A 16,437-nucleotide genomic window follows, 5' to 3' on the forward strand; every position below is an offset into this window, starting at 1 on the left:
TTCATCGCCCCCCTAGAGCTAGCATCATGGCTTCAATCGTTCCTTGAAGAGGCCCACCTAACAAATTTGGGTATATCCCAATAGATATGATCAAACCAAGAAGGACCAACGCAGGGACAAACTCCCAGCTTCCAAGGTCCCGCTTCTCTTTTTCTATCAAGCTAGTATTCTTCCCGAACGTCATCAGCATGACGGCCCTCAGTACATAAACAGCGGTTAATACAAGCCCGATCACGCCTATTGCCGCAAGCGACGGCTGACTTTTGAATAAGCCAAGAAATACCATGAATTCACTGATGAAGCCGGACATGCCAGGCAAACCGAGTGAAGCCATCCCGCAGGCTAACATAAACCCTGAAAAAATTGGCATCGACTTGGCCAATCCCCCTAGCTTAGGAAGCATGGTGGTTCCCGTCCGCTCATACAAAACACCCACCAGGAAAAACAACAAAGCAGCAATTAGCCCGTGTGAGATGACTTGAAAAATGGCTCCCTGAATGCCCGCTTCATTCAAGGCTCCCAGCCCCATCATGACGATACCCATATGTGAGATCGATGAGTAGGCTAAAACGAGCTTGAAATCCGTTTGTACCAAAGCTAGAAATGCACCATATAAAAAACTGAGGACTCCAAATAGGACAATGGTAAAGGCCAAGCTTTTATATTGTTCAGGAAATATCCCCATTCCAAACCGGATGATTCCGTACGCCCCTATTTTCAATAGGACACCCGCATGTATCATGACTATGGATGGAGGTGCTTCTGCATGGACCCGCACCATCCAGCTGTGAAAGGGAAAGACTGGCAGTTTTATCGCAAATGCTATGAGAAAGGCGAGGCATAAACCATATTTCATCGAACCGGATATTGGTGCAAATAGTGAAACACCGCCCATTGTCATCATCTGTGTCAATGCTGCAATGTTGGTCGTACCAGTCCTGGCAAACAAAATCAAAATGGCCACTAATAAAACAGCCGAACCAATGCCATTATAAATCAGAAAACTATAAGAAGCTTTCTCCCTCTCCAGAAAGCCCCATCTGCCAATTAAAAAGAAAGCAGGAATCAAAGTCATCTCAAAAAAGATGAAAAAAAGAATCAAATTTTCTGCGGTGAAGACACCGAGCATCCCAATCTCCAGGATTAAAAATAACAAATAATACCCTTTCCATTCCTTTTTTATATAAATGGATGCGATTGCGGCCAGTGATGAAATGATTGTTGTCAGTAATATGAAGATGAGGCTCAATCCATCCAGACCCAACTCGAAGTCAACCGTGAAGAGCTTGGGATCATACTTCTCCAAATTCCCAAACCTGATCCAATTCAACTTAATGTCAAATAAGGATAGGGCCACACCCGAATAATATTGGCTGCATAGAAAGAATGATAGGAAAAGAGGAGGCAGTGTTCCGAAAAAGCCAAATTGTTTAATCGTCCTTTCCTCTTTTTTCGGCATGAGGGCAACCATCACTATGCCCAGCAGCGGTGAAAACACTAAAAGCGAGAGCAAATAGACATTCATCTTAGATACCCCCCAGTTACTGCAAAAATCACCAACAGTACCGCAAGTCCCAAAAAGGCTATCATGCCATATTGCTGTACATGTCCTGTTTGCAGTTTAGACCCTATTTTCCCCAATCCTTCTATCGAACTTGTTACAGTGGATACCAGGCCGCCGACAATGAATCTTTCTATATAAGATAGGAATATACTAAAGCCTCTGACTGCATAGCCTGCGGTGTAATGGTAAATCTCATCAATATAATACTTATTTTCCAAAATCCGATAGACTTCGGAGTTTTCTTTGACAAGCCAGTCCCGAGGTAACTTCTTTTTAGCGTATATCATATAAGCAAGGTATATCCCGGCCAGCGATACAAGCACGGCCAGCAACATGATCCAAACAGGTCCCTCGCTATGGCTGGCGCCTAGAACAGCTTCATTTCCCTCCACAAGCCACTCCCCGAGGAAAGTTCCAAACCACGGTGTTTGGATATACCCGCCGATTACAGCAAGCAAAGCCAATGCGAACATGGGGATTAGCATGATGGAAGGTGATTCCTTGACCTGTTTTACTTGACTGCGCGAATCGCCTGCAAAGATCATGAAAAACAGCCTGAACATATAAAACGCAGTTAAAAAGGAGGTAACAACCGCTAGACCAAACAATATATAACTACCATTCTCCCAGGCTGCCATTAGAATTTCATCTTTACTGAAAAAACCCGAGAGCAACGGAAACCCCGATATCGCCAAAGTGCCTGTCAAGAACAGCGGCCCAGTCCAATTCAACTTACCCCATAGGCCGCCCATCTTTTCCATATCCTGTGTATGTATAGCGTGAATAACACTGCCTGCTGCCAAAAACAGCAATGCTTTAAAAAAGGCATGGGTCATTAAATGAAACACCCCGGCCACATACCCCGAAGTACCCAAAGCAAGCATCATAAAACCAAGCTGAGAGATTGTCGAATAGGCCAAGACACGTTTAACATCCTTTTGCACGATGGCAATGCTTGCGGCAAATATGGCTGTAATTCCACCTGTTATCGCGACGACCTGCATCGCAGCAAAACTTGCCATGAATAGCGGAAACATGGCCGCCACCAGGTAAACCCCTGCAGCAACCATGGTTGCTGCGTGTATCAATGCGGAAACCGGAGTCGGGCCTTCCATTGCATCCGGAAGCCATGTGTGAAGCGGAAATTGCCCAGACTTCCCAACCGCACCGATAAAAATCAAAATAGCGATTAAAGTCAGTTTTTCACTTGATATCATGCCCGATTGAACGGCTTGAAAGATCTCTCCATATTCAAAGCTGCCTGTTTCCCAGAATAGAAGAATGATGCCGATTAAGAGCCCGACATCCCCAATCCTGGTCATGATGAATGCCTTCTTCGCTGCAGCCTTAGCTTCCAATTTATAAAAGTAAAACCCAATGAGCAGAAAAGAACCCACCCCGACCAATTCCCAGAAGATATAAAGCTGTAATAAATTAGGTGCCATGACAAGTCCAAGCATGGCAAAGGTGAAGAAGCCCAGATAAGCATAAAAAATGGAGAATCGCACTTCACCCTTCATATACCCCTTCGAATATACCTGGACAAGCAGACTGACAAGGGAAACGACCACAAGCATCAAGGCATTAAGCTGATTGATTTCGAATCCCGCTGTAAGTTGCGTCCCTCCGAATGAAAGCCAATCTATCGATATATTATAAGTAGGTTCTTTAAATCGTTCCATCAGGACGAGTAACGATAAAACAAACGAAGCCAATGTACATATTATTCCTATAAAAGCCCCACGTTCCCGCAACCGCCCGCCTGATAGAAGCAGAACCAGAAACGTGACGAGTGGAAAGATCGGTATGAGCCATGCGTGCTCCATCATCGTATCAAATCCCCTTCTTCATTTATATAAGCCTTCAATGCTTCATAATTTCCATTTCATCGACATTGACCGTCTTCCGATTGCGATAAAGGGACATTAGTATAGCAAGCCCTACAGCTGCCTCGGCCGCAGCGATCGTAATCGTGAATAAGGAAAAAACTTGACCTGTAATGGATGGCGTTACCCCGAATTTACTGAAGGCAACTAAATTGATATTCGCAGCGTTCAGCATCAGCTCGATTGAAATCAAAACAATGACCGCATTTCTTTTCGTCAAGGCCCCATACAGCCCTATACAAAATAAAACGAGTGCCAATACAAGGTAAGCCGACAAGGGAACTCCCGTCATGATTGATCTCCCTCCTCATCATCTTTTTTAGCCAATACGATGGCACCGACTAAAGCAACAAGCAGGAGTACCGACATTACTTCAAATGGAATCACATATTTTGAAAAAAGTTCGATTCCTATTTGCTTCGTATTTTCCTCATGTAATGCCGTTGGCTGTACAGGTATATCCAGATTATAAATCCCCAGATAAACCGCCACGGCAAATCCAGCAATCGCTGCCAGCAAGGAGAAATTCCCCCACCCCCCTTTAGCGGGTGCATCATTTTCTTGGTGTTTTGTCAGCATAATCCCGAATAGCATCACGATCGTAATTGCCCCTGAATAAATAAGGATTTGGACAATGGCGACAAACTCGGCCGAAAGCAACATATAAATGCCTGCAATGCCCAAGAAAGTAAAAACAAGTGCAATGACCATGTGCACCACTTTTGTTAAGGTAATCAGCAGCACCCCGCCTACTATCGCGACGAGTGCCAAACCAATAAAGGCAATTAATTCACCCGACAAACTCATACTTTATTCACCTTCCGGATATTTTCATCATTTTCATCCAGCCACTCCAGATTTTTAAATAGATGATCACGGCTATACTCGGCCAGCTCGAATTGATTCGTCATCACGATTGCTTCTGTAGGGCAGACCTCCGTACATAAATCACATAAAATGCAAATCTCGAAATTGATGTCATACGTATCGATGATTTTCCCTTTTTTCGACGGGTCCGGATGTTTCTTACCAGTTAATTGAATACAATCCGTTGGGCAAATCGTCACGCACTGATTGCATACAATACACTTTTCAGGATAGAATTTCTGGATTCCGCGGAATCGGTCAGGAAGTGGAAGCGGCTCATTCGGGTAGTCATAGGTCACTTTTTTCCTCGTCAAGTTCTTTAATGTATAGGTTAAACCTTTTGCTAAACCAAGCATATAAATCCCTCGCTTTCCGACCAGCTTAAGTTTCTAAAAAAGGTTAATCAATTCTTTTATAAGTGCCGTCAAGAATATATTAGCCAATGCAACCGGAAGCAGTACCTTCCATCCGAATTCCATCAATTGATCGGCCCTTATACGAGGAAAGGTTACACGAATCCAGACCAATACATAGAATACGGCACTGAACTTCAGCCCGAACCAGATGGCTGCCGGAATAAAATCCAAAAACGGAATAGAATTCCATCCTCCTAAAAATAATACAGTGGTTAGCGTTGCCATTGCAAACATATACACATATTCGGATAACATGAAGAAGGCCCAGCGAAATCCAGAATATTCAACATGATAGCCTGCAACAAGTTCGGATTCCGCTTCCGGAAGGTCAAAAGGAATCCTGTTCAACTCGGCAACCGATGCAATAAAAAACACGATGAACGCAATCGGCTGTAGAAAAATGAACCAAACCTTTTCCTGGGCTGCAACTATATCATTCAAGTTTAAACTGCCTGTTATGAGGACGATTCCCACTAGCGACATCACCAAAGGGATCTCATAAGATATCATTTGGGCGGCAGCCCTCATTCCGCCAATCAAAGAATATTTATTATTGGATGCCCAACCCGCTGTGACGACGCCGATGGTCGATATGCCGGAAATCGCTATATAATAAAGCAATCCGACACCTATATCAGCGAATTGGAAGGCATCGGTGAACGGCAAGGTGGCAAGGACCATGAAAGCAGGAGCAAAGGCAATCACCGGAGCTAAAATGTATAACGGCTTATCGGCTTTTTTCGGTATCGTATCTTCCTTGATCAGAAGTTTCAAAACATCGGCAACGGTCTGCAAGAGACCCCATTTCCCCCCAATTTGGTTTGGACCGACACGCATCTGCATGAATCCCATGATTTTTCGCTCTGAAAGGATACCATAGGTTACAAACCCTAATACGACGAACAGAAGCAGGACTGCCAAACCAAAAAAAATTCCAAAATTCAGCAGGCTTGGAGCGGAGTGGAGAAGATCCTTGATCATTTATCCATCCACCTCCCCTAAAACGATATCGATTGCACCTAATATCGTTATCAAATTCGCCATATTTTCCCCTTCCAATAATTTCGGAAGAATTTGCAGATTGTAAAAAGAAGGTCTGCGAAATTTCAAACGGTATGGCTCCTTTTTCCCTTCACTCGCGATATAACAGCCGATTTCCCCTCTTGGTGATTCAATTCGGACAAATGCTTCACCCTTAGGAACCTTTATTATTTTAGGAACTTTAGCAAGGACTGGCCCTTCTGGAAATTGCTCAACCGCCTGTTCGATGATTTTCAGTGACTCTTCGATTTCTTCCATTCTGCAGTGATAGCGTGAAAAGGCATCCCCCTCTTCCCTTGTAGGAACATCGAATGTGAACCTGTCATAAATGGAATACGGTTCATTTTTCCGTAAATCCCACTTTACACCTGTACACCTTAAGTTGGCACCGCTAAGCGAATACTGCAAGGCTTCTTCCTTCGTATAGATGCCCACCCCTTTAACCCGATTAACAAAGATTTCATTCCCTGTCACAAGCTCATGGTAACCGGCAAGCTGCTCCCTCATATAAGGGACAAACTCGGTCACCTTCGCAATCCAGTCTTCAGGAGCATCCCATTTCACACCTCCGACACGCATATAATTGAATGTAAGGCGTGCCCCTGACAATTCAGTCAATAAATTAACGATCATTTCACGTTCTCGGAATGCGTAAAGGAAAGGACTGGTCGCACCTATATCCAGCAAGTATGTACCCCACCAGACGAGGTGGCTTGCAACTCTGCCCAATTCCATTGCGATGACCCGCAAATATTCTGCCCTCTCGGGTATCTCCACCCCCATCATTGTCTCAACAGCATGGCAAAGCACATAATTATTTGTCATTGCCGCTAGATAATCGAGCCGATCTGTATATGGAATTATTTGTGTATATTGAAGATTTTCCGCTAATTTTTCCGTACCGCGATGCAGATACCCAATAACAGGTGTAGCCTCTTTTATAATTTCACCGTCAATTTTGATGACAAGCCGAAAAACACCATGTGTACTCGGATGCTGCGGCCCGACATTGAGAAGCATTTCTTCCGTCCTTAACATTGGGCTTACACCTCCACATCATAAGGCTCATAATCTTTTCTAAGGGGATACCCTTTCCACTCATCACCCAGTAAAATCCGTTTTAGATCAGGGTGTTCATGAAAGTTAATACCTAATAAATCATACGCCTCACATTCTGGCCAATTGGCTCCTGACCATAATGGGACTAATGATGGAATAACGGGAGATTCCCTATCAAGCTTCACCTTCAAGGCAACTGATTGGTTCATTTTGAATGAATGTAAATGTACATAGATTTCCATATGGGATTCAAAATCCGTACCATGAAGTTCCGATAAATACGAAAAATCAAGCTGTTCATCGTACCGCAGAAATTTGGCTATTGAAAAATATGTATCCGGATTGGCCACTAAAGTGGGTACATCTTTTGATAGTCTATTAATATAGTTCTCTAATAATGCCCCTTGTCCAACATGGTTTTCAATAGCAGAAACAATTTGATCAAGTTTCGACTGATTTGGGGAAATTTCGCTAGGGGTGGCAATTTCCTCGCTTTCCTGTACAGCAGTCCTGTTCTTCGCAGCAGCAGCTGCTTTCGCTTTGGCAGCGGCTGCTGCCTTCGCCTTAGCCGCTGCCGCCGCCTTTTGCTTCGCTGCATCCATTTCGCCTTCCGGATTTTCTGCCGCTTCTGCTTTCTCCTGTTTCCGGGCCAATGCTGCTGCCTTCGCCTTGGCCGCTGCAACCGCCTTTTGCTTCGCTGCATCCATTTCGCCTTCCGGCTTTTCTGCCGCTTCTGCTTTCGCCTGTTTTCGGGCCAATGCCGCTGCTTTTGCCTTGGCCGCTGCCGCCGCCTTTTGCTTCGCTGCATCGATTTCGCCTTCCGGCTTTTCTGCCGCTTCTGCTTTCGCCTGTTTTCGGGCCAATGCCGCTGCCTTTGCCTTGGCCGCTGCCGCCGCCTTTTGCTTCGCTGCATCGATTTCGCCTTCCGGCTTTTCTGCCGCTTCTGCTTTCGCCTGTTTCCGGGCCAATGCCGCTGCCTTTGCCTTGGCCGCTGCCGCCGCCTTTTGCTTCGCTATATCCGTTCCATCTTCCGTATCCGCACTTTCAGCTTTCGCCTGTTTTCGGGCCAAAGCTACAGCCTTCGCCTTGGCCGCTGCCGCTGCCTTTTGCTTCGCTAAGTCTTCCTTTTCACTCATTTATATCACCCGCTTTCCGGTTTTCGCCTCGTAACGGATTTTTTCTTTTAACTTATTGATTCCATATATAAGTGCAGCCGGGTTTGGGGGACAACCCGGTATATATACATCGACAGGTACAATTTGATCTACCCCTTTGACCACTGAGTATGAGTGAACATAAGGACCGCCAGCAGTTGCACAGGATCCCATTGCAATTACCCATTTAGGTTCTGGCATTTGTTCATATAATCTACTTATTATTGGAGCCATTTTTTTCGTTACCGTTCCTGAAACAATCATGACATCCGATTGTCTGGGTGATGTCCGAAAAAACGAACCAAATCTATCCAAATCATAATGTGATGAGCCGACACCCATCATTTCAATTGCACAACATGCCAACCCGAAAGTCATTGGCCAGAGTGAGTTACTTCTAGCCCAGCCTTTTATTTGTTCAAGTGTGGATAAGAAAATACTGTGTCGCATTTCTTCCATTTCTGCAGGGGTAAGTTCATCCAATTTCAATTCCACTTTAACACCTTCTTTTTCCAAGCATAAATTAGTCCTAGCATAAGGATCAGGACAAAAAACAGCATTTCAATCAATGCAAACAGTCCGAGTTCATCATAGGCAACCGCCCATGGGTAAAGAAAAACCGTTTCTACATCAAATATGACGAACATCAATCCAAATAGATAATACCTGACATTGAATTGAACCCTTGAATCCTGAAAAGGCTCGATTCCACTTTCATAAGTCGTATATTTCATATCTGTCGGTTTATAAGGCCTTAGCAGTCTACCAAGAAATAAAGCGATCACAGGCAATAAAATGCCGAGACAAAGGAAAACAAATACAATTAAATAATTATTTTGGTAAATATGCAGCTGTCCCATGTTCATCTCCCTTTATGGATAAATCATGTTAAATTTGTGAAATTTAGATTTGCTTGTCTTCTTTTTGGATACCTCTTAAATATTATGCAGGGTGACATTCTTTTAGAAGCAACGTGAAAGGAGGGGTTATGAAGCAATAGATGTAAGCGTATACATTATAACACCAGGATAAAAGCATGTCGACGAGTTAAGGATTAAAATGGAAAATACTTTAATCCATAATTCGACTTTTTTTTTCATACTACAACCTTTTTTCCAAATTTCGATATTACCTATTACTATCCTCAAAAACATTTTGGATAAAAAAAACACCTGATCTTACCACGAATGGCTCGATCAGGTGTTTTCATCAATTAAAGTTATCGCATTTCTGCAATTTGGATTCGGTTGATGGCACGTTTAAGCGCTAAATCAGCTCTTTTGGCATCATTTGATCCATCATTGTTCTGCAATCTTTGTTCAGCACGGGCTTTTGCTGCTTGAGCACGTGCAAGATCGATAGTTTCAGCTCTTTCAGCAGATTGAGCTAAAATGGTTACCACATCAGGGCGAACTTCCAAGAAGCCTCCATTTACAGCTACATAGTCTGTGTTGCTTCCATTTTTAAGACGGACAGCACCGATGGTAAGAGGAGCTACAGTTGGAACGTGTCCAGCCATAATTCCAAGCTCACCGCTTTTAGCTTTAGTGCTTACCATTTCAACTTCTGCATCATATACTGGGCCATCGGGAGTAACAACATTGACTTTAATGGTCTTCATTTCATTCCCTCCTAGGTCCCTTTAATTAAGCCATTTCTTTTGCTTTAGCAACAACTTCTTCGATGCGGCCAACTAGACGGAAAGCATCTTCAGGAAGTTCGTCATATTTTCCAGCTAGGATATCTTTGAATCCTTGGACTGTTTCTTTAACTGGTACGTAAGATCCTTTTTGACCAGTGAATTGTTCAGCCACGTGGAAGTTTTGTGACAAGAAGTTTTGAATTCTACGAGCTCGGGCAACGATTACTTTTTCGTCCTCGCTTAGTTCGTCCATACCCAAGATCGCAATAATATCTTGAAGTTCTTTATATTTCTGTAAAGTTGATTGAACTTGACGAGCCACTTTATAGTGCTCAGCTCCAACGACTTCTGGGCTAAGTGCACGAGAAGAAGAAGCCAATGGATCAACTGCAGGGTAAATACCCATTTCAGAAAGTTTACGCTCAAGGTTAGTTGTTGCATCCAAGTGAGCGAAAGTTGTAGCTGGAGCCGGATCCGTATAGTCATCGGCAGGTACATAGATCGCTTGAATGGATGTAACAGAACCTTTATTGGTAGATGTAATACGTTCTTGTAATTGACCCATTTCTGTAGCAAGGGTTGGTTGGTAACCAACCGCTGAAGGCATACGGCCTAGAAGGGCAGAAACCTCAGAACCTGCTTGTGTGAAACGGAAGATGTTATCGATGAAGAAAAGAACGTCTTGTCCTTGTTCATCACGGAAATATTCAGCCATTGTCAAACCACTTAGAGCTACACGCATACGTGCACCTGGTGGCTCGTTCATTTGTCCGAATACCATCGCTGTTTTCTTAATAACACCAGAATCAGTCATCTCGTAGAAAAGGTCATTTCCTTCACGAGTACGCTCACCTACACCAGCGAATACAGAGATACCGCCGTGCTCTTGTGCGATGTTATTAATAAGTTCTTGGATAAGTACAGTTTTACCAACACCGGCTCCACCGAAGAGACCGATTTTACCACCTTTGATGTAAGGAGCAAGTAAATCTACTACTTTAATACCAGTTTCAAGAATTTCAACTGTTGTTGATAAGTCCTCAAAAGTTGGTGCTTGTCTGTGAATTGGATCACGGCGCACCTCTGCTGTAAGTGGTTCAAATAGGTCAATGTTTTCCCCTAATACGTTGAAAACGCGGCCTAGTGTTACTTCACCTACAGGAACGGAAATTGGAGCTCCTGTATCAACAGTCTCTGCACCACGGGTTAAACCATCAGTGGAAGACATTGCTACAGTACGAACTGTATTATCACCTAGTTGAAGGGCTACTTCAAGAGTTAGTCCTGTACCAGACGCTGTATTTTCGATTCTTAACGCGTTATAGATCTTAGGAAGTTGTCCGTCTTCGAATTTCACGTCAACAACCGGACCCATAACTTGAGTAACGCGTCCTATATTCATCGTTTTCCCTCCTAACGTTGCTTATAACGACAATCTAGTTTATGGAACGGCCAAGCATCGTCCGGTCCGGCCGTCCCTTTAATAATTTTATTCTAAAGCTGCTGCACCGCCGACAATTTCCGTTATTTCTTGAGTAATTGCGGCCTGACGTGCACGGTTATATTGCAATGAAAGAGAATCAATCAATTCTTTAGCATTATCGGTTGCATTTTTCATTGCAGTCATACGTGCAGAGTGCTCACTTGCTTTACCATCTAACAAAGCACCATAAATTAAACTTTCTGCGTACTGAGGCAGTAATACCTCAAGAATTTCTTCTGCATTCGGTTCAAATTCATAAGAAGTCATTGCTGCATTGGAAGTATTAAAGTCAGCTAACGGAAGGACTTGCGTTTCCGTTACATCCTGCTGGATTGGGCTGACATAATGGTTATAGTACATGTAAAGCTCATCACACAGTTCATTTAGATACAAATTCACTGTTGATTTAGCAAGGGAGCTAATGTCAGCGAAAGAAGGCTGATCAGGAACCCCAATTACTTCAAGCTCTACGTGCATGTTACGGCTGACAAAGAAATCACGGCCAACCCTTCCGATTGCGATAATGACGAACTCATCATTGGATTTATGGCGTTCAAGAATGGTTTTATGAACGTGGCGAAGGATACTACTATTGTATGCTCCTGCCAATCCGCGGTCCGATGTGATTACCAGGTAACCGGTCTTCTTCACTGGACGCGAGACAAGCATTGGGTGAGATGCACCCGTACTTCCGTTCGCAATACTTGATACTACTTCTTGAATTTTATCCATATATGGAACATATGCTTTAGCATTAGCTTCAGCACGGTTCATTTTAGAAGCAGATACCATCTGCATCGCTTTTGTAATTTGACTCGTCTTTTTCGTTGAAGTAATCCGAGACTTAATATCGCGTAAAGAGGCCATTCATTCTCACCACCCTTTATAAATTAGTTAGACCTTATTATTCAGAAATAACGAAGTTCTTTTTGAACTCGTTAATTGCAGCAACGATAGCAGCATCTTCGGGAAGACCTTTCGTTGTGCGAATGTGATCTAATAATTCCGGATGAGAACGATCTAGGAACACATAGTATTCTTCTTCAAAACGAAGGATATCCGATACTGGAATATCATCTAAATGACCTTTAGTCAATGCATAGAAAATCATGACTTGTTTTTCAACTTTGATCGGTTTGTTTAGATCTTGTTTTAGAACCTCAACTGTACGAGCACCACGGTTAAGTTTTGCTTGAGTTGCAGCATCAAGATCAGAACCGAATTGAGAGAATGCTTCCAATTCACGATAAGAAGCCAAGTCTAGACGTAAAGTACCAGCAACTTTCTTCATGGCTTTAATTTGTGCAGATCCACCAACACGGGATACGGATAGACCAGCGTTAATCGCAGGACGTACACCCGAGAAGAACAAATCGGATTGCAAGAAGATTTGTCCATCAGTGATGGAAATAACGTTTGTTGGAATGTAAGCAGAGATGTCGCCTGCTTGTGTTTCAACAAATGGAAGCGCAGTGATTGAACCGGCACCTAAAGTGTCATTCAATTTAGCTGCACGCTCAAGTAAACGGGAGTGCAAGTAGAATACATCCCCTGGGAATGCTTCACGACCTGGAGGACGGCGAAGTAGCAAGGAAAGTTCACGGTATGCAGATGCTTGTTTAGAAAGATCATCATATACCACAAGAACGTGCTTGCCATTGAACATGAACTCTTCACCCATAGTCACACCAGCATATGGAGCTAGGTATAAAAGCGGTGCTGGTTGAGAAGCTGATGCAGATACAACGATTGTGTAATCCAATGCACCATTTTTACGTAGTGTTTCAACAGTTCCACGAACCGTTGATTCTTTTTGACCGATAGCGACATAGATACAGATCATATCTTGGTCAGCTTGGTTAAGGATTGTATCGATTGCAACTGATGTTTTACCAGTTTGACGGTCACCGATGATTAACTCACGTTGTCCACGACCGATTGGAACCAATGCATCGATTGCTTTAATTCCTGTTTGTAATGGTTCATGAACAGATTTACGGTCCATAACACCTGTAGCAGGACTTTCGATTGGACGAGTTTTTGTTGTAGCGATCGGACCAAGACCATCTAATGGCTGCCCTAGCGGATTCACGACACGTCCGATTAATTCTTCTCCAACTGGTACTTCCATGATACGGCCAGTACGGCGTACTTCACTGCCTTCTTGAATGTCTCTGAATGGTCCAAGAATAACAACACCTACGTTATTTTGCTCAAGGTTTTGTGCCAATCCCATTGAACCATTAGAAAATTCTAAGAGCTCCCCAGCCATTGCATTGTCTAAACCATGAACGCGAGCGATACCATCACCAACAGTGATTACTGTACCTACATCGCTTACTTTAATTTCCGACTGATAGTTTTCAATCTGCTTTTTAATCAGCGCACTGATTTCTTCAGCTTTGATGCTCATGAATTTCACCCCTATCTGTGAATATTAACCTAATAGTTGTTTGCTAAGGCGATCAAGCTTTCCACGTATCGTTCCGTCATAAATACGGTTACCGATTTGAAGTTTGATACCGCCAAGAATATTGCTATCCGTAACATTAGTGATACGCAAATTACGTTTGCCGATCTTTGCAGCAAAAGCTGAAGACACAGCCTCCGCTTCAGCTTCAGTTAATGGATTTACTGTATAAACAGTCGCATCCGCAACTGAATTTTCTTCATTCGCAAGTTCAATGAACTCTTGTGCCATGGCAGTCACTTCACTTGTACGATGACGCTCCACCATTAACATTACAGTGTTTCGAACGGAAGACGAAAGACTTGCAAATGCATTTGCAAGCATCGTATTTTTTGCATCTCTAGTCATTTTAGGATGAGCCAAGAAGCTTAATAGATCTTTATCATTTGTGAAAACTTCATTCACTATGCGAAGCTCTTCTTCAAGTTGGCTAATGAGATTTTGCTCTTTCGCAATTTGGAAAAGAGCTACAGCATAACGTCCAGCAACAGTTATATCGCTCATTTACCTTCTCCTGCCTCTTGAATATATTCATTGATTAGTTTTTCTTGATCAGCTGATGAAAGTTCTTTCTCAATCACCTTAGATGCGATCATGACAGATAATGAAGCTACTTGCTCGCGTAAGGCGGCAACTGCTTTTTCTCTCTCTTGAACGATTTCACGTTTTGCTGATTCTTTAACACGTTCAGCCTCTGCACGCGCTTGATTAATAATATCTTCGCGTTGTGCTTCGCCTTGTTGCTTAGCATTCTCTATAAGTTGTCCCGCTTCAGTGCGAGATTGTTTTACGATTTCACGCTGTTCTTCTAAATATTTCAGTGCTTCTTTTCTGCTAACTTCAGCTGCTTCAATTTCATTCGCAACATGCTCTTCACGTTCTTTCATGATGCCCATTAGCGGACCCCATGCAAACTTCTTAAGCAACGCTAACAAAATAATAAAGATTACAAGCTGGTATATGATATCCCCACCATTAAAGTGGACTGCTTGACCAAGAACAAAATTGCTTGTTAACACGCTCGGTTCACTCCCTTCATGAGATTCACTATTGAAGTTCTGTATTTTCGATTGACAGTATCACTGCCATAAATGTTCACTTTAACACAGAGCAATGGCGAAGGGTCTCCTTGGATCATCTTCGCCATTATTGAACTTTTTCAAGTTATCTTATTTACCCATTACAATAAACGCGATAACTACAGCGATGATTGGAAGTGCCTCAACTAATGCAATACCAACGAACATTGTAGTTTGAAGCATACCACGAGCTTCTGGCTGACGAGCCATTCCTTCAATTGTACGCCCAACGATAAGACCATTACCAATACCCGCACCTAGTGCACCTAATCCAACTGCGATAGCAGCAGCTATAAGACCTAAAGAACCTGTCATGATAAATTTCCTCCTTGAAATGTTGTTTTATTTTTTTCATCAATATAATGTTCTAAATGAACAATATTTATAATTAATGGTCGTCACTTACTTTATGGGAAAGATAAACCATCGTTAACATAGTAAAGATAAAAGCTTGAATGGAGCCGACAAAGATACTAAATCCTTCCCAAGCTAACATCGGTAATGCAGCAGTGGCTGCACCCACAACACCACTTGTTCCTAGTCCAGCAAGTAAAGTTAATAGTAACTCACCCGCATAAATATTCCCGTAAAGCCGCAATCCTAGAGTTAACGTATTAGCGAACTCCTCAATAATCTTTAACGGAAACAAGAAACCCATTGGCTGAACATAAGTTTTGGCATAATTTTTCATGCCTCTCATCTTGATACCATAATAATGAGTTAAACCCATTACCATAACTGCCAAAGTTAAAGTTATTGCCGGATCAGATGTAGGTGATTTCCACCAAAGTTCATGTCCTATTACAATCGAGAACGGCAATCCTAACATGTTTGAAACAAATACGTACAATATTAACGTCATTCCCAACATTAGGAACTGACCACCCGTACGCCAATCCATATTGCTGTTGATGATATTTTTCACAAAATCCATAACCCATTCGATAAAGTTTTGGATACCTGTTGGCTTCATCGCAAGTTTTCGAGTTGCTGCTACAGCAATAATGAAGACGATGAGACTTGCGATGGTCATCATAAGAACATTAGCCAAGTTGAAATGTATTCCGGTATTCATAAATTCCCACATAGGAGCTTCATGATTCAACAGTATTCACCTCTCTTCTTTACTACCTACGTATGTTTTGTATAAAATAATCTATCATAATGACAAAGTAAACTGTCATTAATCCCACAACCACGCAGACAACCTGAAACTCATCAGGATATCTCAATGCAATAATTGCAGCTAAACCCGCTACAGACATTCTAGTTAAACTACCAAGGGAGCGCGTTTTCTTACCTTCGGCAACCTCTTGGGCGAACTTCTTGTTCTTTTTGACCATTGACCAGAATATAAATAGGCTGAAGGCAGTTCCAAGCAATAATCCTTGGAAGACTGAATCATGTGAAGTGAAAACCACCCCAAGTAGATAAATACCCATTAAATACAACATGTATTTTAGCTGCCTATTGAACATTTTTTCCAATTCTAGCATTTTGTCATGTAATCTCCCTAGAAATATTGTAGTATCTTGTTTAGCTTAGGAGAATTTGCCCGTAACAAGTCCAAATAGAAGGTCAAAAACTCACTTCTATTTGACACGTTATTAACGTATGAAACCCCTCTCATTCTACATCCTTTGTTAGCATACAATAGGCTAGAATCATTGTCAATGAGTGGTTAGTGAAATTTGTCACAGGTTTGTAATTATTAACGAATTGTTCACAAATTATCTTTTTTCTTCTATTGACATCCGTTTTATTTTACTTATTGTC

The 16,437-nt window shown here is 42.5% G+C and carries 19 protein-coding genes; all 19 read right to left on the reverse strand.

Annotated elements, in window-relative coordinates; translation table 11 throughout:
* Position 1: 1 nt before the first annotated feature.
* The 19 genes from ACFVS1_RS19535 to ACFVS1_RS19625 all read right to left on the reverse strand — a co-directional run bounded on the left by ACFVS1_RS19535 (position 2) and on the right by ACFVS1_RS19625 (position 16,157).
* Positions 2-1,525, reverse strand: a complete 1,524-nt coding sequence (locus ACFVS1_RS19535; protein WP_387549856.1) for a complex I subunit 4 family protein — start codon at positions 1,523-1,525, stop codon at positions 2-4.
* Positions 1,522-3,393: an NADH-quinone oxidoreductase subunit L gene (nuoL, locus tag ACFVS1_RS19540; RefSeq protein WP_387549858.1), complete on the reverse strand. Its 1,872-nt coding sequence runs from the start codon at positions 3,391-3,393 to the stop codon at positions 1,522-1,524. The genes ACFVS1_RS19535 and nuoL overlap by 4 nt, the downstream gene beginning before the upstream one ends.
* Before the next feature lie 34 nt (positions 3,394-3,427).
* Positions 3,428-3,742 (reverse strand): NADH-quinone oxidoreductase subunit NuoK, encoded by a 315-nt coding sequence (gene nuoK, locus ACFVS1_RS19545; protein ID WP_063236468.1) that lies wholly within the window; start codon positions 3,740-3,742, stop codon positions 3,428-3,430.
* Positions 3,739-4,257: an NADH-quinone oxidoreductase subunit J gene (locus ACFVS1_RS19550; protein ID WP_241589637.1), complete on the reverse strand. Its 519-nt coding sequence runs from the start codon at positions 4,255-4,257 to the stop codon at positions 3,739-3,741. Before ACFVS1_RS19550 ends, nuoK begins: the two co-directional genes overlap by 4 nt.
* Positions 4,254-4,673: an NADH-quinone oxidoreductase subunit NuoI gene (nuoI, locus tag ACFVS1_RS19555; protein ID WP_048685828.1), complete on the reverse strand. Its 420-nt coding sequence runs from the start codon at positions 4,671-4,673 to the stop codon at positions 4,254-4,256. Before nuoI ends, ACFVS1_RS19550 begins: the two co-directional genes overlap by 4 nt.
* A 33-nt stretch (positions 4,674-4,706) precedes the next feature.
* Complete coding sequence (nuoH, locus tag ACFVS1_RS19560) at positions 4,707-5,714, reverse strand: NADH-quinone oxidoreductase subunit NuoH (RefSeq protein WP_352924047.1); 1,008 nt, start codon at positions 5,712-5,714, stop codon at positions 4,707-4,709.
* On the reverse strand, positions 5,715-6,812 hold the full coding sequence (locus ACFVS1_RS19565; protein ID WP_387549862.1) for an NADH-quinone oxidoreductase subunit D: 1,098 nt from the start codon (positions 6,810-6,812) through the stop codon (positions 5,715-5,717).
* A 5-nt stretch (positions 6,813-6,817) separates the two neighbouring features.
* On the reverse strand, positions 6,818-7,969 hold the full coding sequence (locus ACFVS1_RS19570; RefSeq protein ID WP_387549864.1) for an NADH-quinone oxidoreductase subunit C: 1,152 nt from the start codon (positions 7,967-7,969) through the stop codon (positions 6,818-6,820).
* On the reverse strand, positions 7,970-8,446 hold the full coding sequence (locus ACFVS1_RS19575) for a NuoB/complex I 20 kDa subunit family protein (protein ID WP_170946902.1): 477 nt from the start codon (positions 8,444-8,446) through the stop codon (positions 7,970-7,972). It lies immediately after the preceding gene.
* Between the two features lie 26 nt (positions 8,447-8,472).
* Complete coding sequence (locus tag ACFVS1_RS19580; protein WP_076368347.1) at positions 8,473-8,847, reverse strand: NADH-quinone oxidoreductase subunit A; 375 nt, start codon at positions 8,845-8,847, stop codon at positions 8,473-8,475.
* A 359-nt stretch (positions 8,848-9,206) separates the two neighbouring features.
* Positions 9,207-9,608 carry a F0F1 ATP synthase subunit epsilon gene (locus ACFVS1_RS19585; protein ID WP_034315803.1) on the reverse strand — a complete coding sequence of 134 codons (402 nt, stop codon included), beginning with the start codon at positions 9,606-9,608 and terminating at the stop codon, positions 9,207-9,209.
* Positions 9,609-9,633: 25 nt separating this feature from the next.
* Positions 9,634-11,031 (reverse strand): F0F1 ATP synthase subunit beta, encoded by a 1,398-nt coding sequence (atpD, locus tag ACFVS1_RS19590; protein WP_352924052.1) that lies wholly within the window; start codon positions 11,029-11,031, stop codon positions 9,634-9,636.
* Between the two features lie 87 nt (positions 11,032-11,118).
* Positions 11,119-11,979 (reverse strand): F0F1 ATP synthase subunit gamma, encoded by an 861-nt coding sequence (locus ACFVS1_RS19595; protein WP_352924054.1) that lies wholly within the window; start codon positions 11,977-11,979, stop codon positions 11,119-11,121.
* 37 nt (positions 11,980-12,016) lie between these two features.
* Positions 12,017-13,525: a F0F1 ATP synthase subunit alpha gene (atpA, locus tag ACFVS1_RS19600; RefSeq protein ID WP_352924056.1), complete on the reverse strand. Its 1,509-nt coding sequence runs from the start codon at positions 13,523-13,525 to the stop codon at positions 12,017-12,019.
* Between the two features lie 24 nt (positions 13,526-13,549).
* On the reverse strand, positions 13,550-14,086 hold the full coding sequence (locus tag ACFVS1_RS19605; RefSeq protein WP_352924057.1) for a F0F1 ATP synthase subunit delta: 537 nt from the start codon (positions 14,084-14,086) through the stop codon (positions 13,550-13,552).
* Entirely contained in the window at positions 14,083-14,601 is a 519-nt protein-coding gene (gene atpF, locus ACFVS1_RS19610) for a F0F1 ATP synthase subunit B (protein WP_057278186.1), read from the reverse strand. The genes ACFVS1_RS19605 and atpF overlap by 4 nt, the downstream gene beginning before the upstream one ends.
* A gap of 150 nt (positions 14,602-14,751) precedes the next feature.
* Positions 14,752-14,976 (reverse strand): F0F1 ATP synthase subunit C, encoded by a 225-nt coding sequence (gene atpE, locus ACFVS1_RS19615; protein ID WP_034315818.1) that lies wholly within the window; start codon positions 14,974-14,976, stop codon positions 14,752-14,754.
* 73 nt (positions 14,977-15,049) lie between these two features.
* Entirely contained in the window at positions 15,050-15,766 is a 717-nt protein-coding gene (gene atpB, locus ACFVS1_RS19620) for a F0F1 ATP synthase subunit A (RefSeq protein WP_034315819.1), read from the reverse strand.
* Positions 15,767-15,788: 22 nt separating this feature from the next.
* Positions 15,789-16,157 (reverse strand): ATP synthase subunit I, encoded by a 369-nt coding sequence (locus tag ACFVS1_RS19625; RefSeq protein ID WP_387549869.1) that lies wholly within the window; start codon positions 16,155-16,157, stop codon positions 15,789-15,791.
* Between the last annotated feature and the right edge of the window lie 280 nt (positions 16,158-16,437).

The organism is Peribacillus sp. NPDC058075, assembly GCF_042885195.1.
GTDB lineage: Bacteria > Bacillota > Bacilli > Bacillales > DSM-1321 > Peribacillus.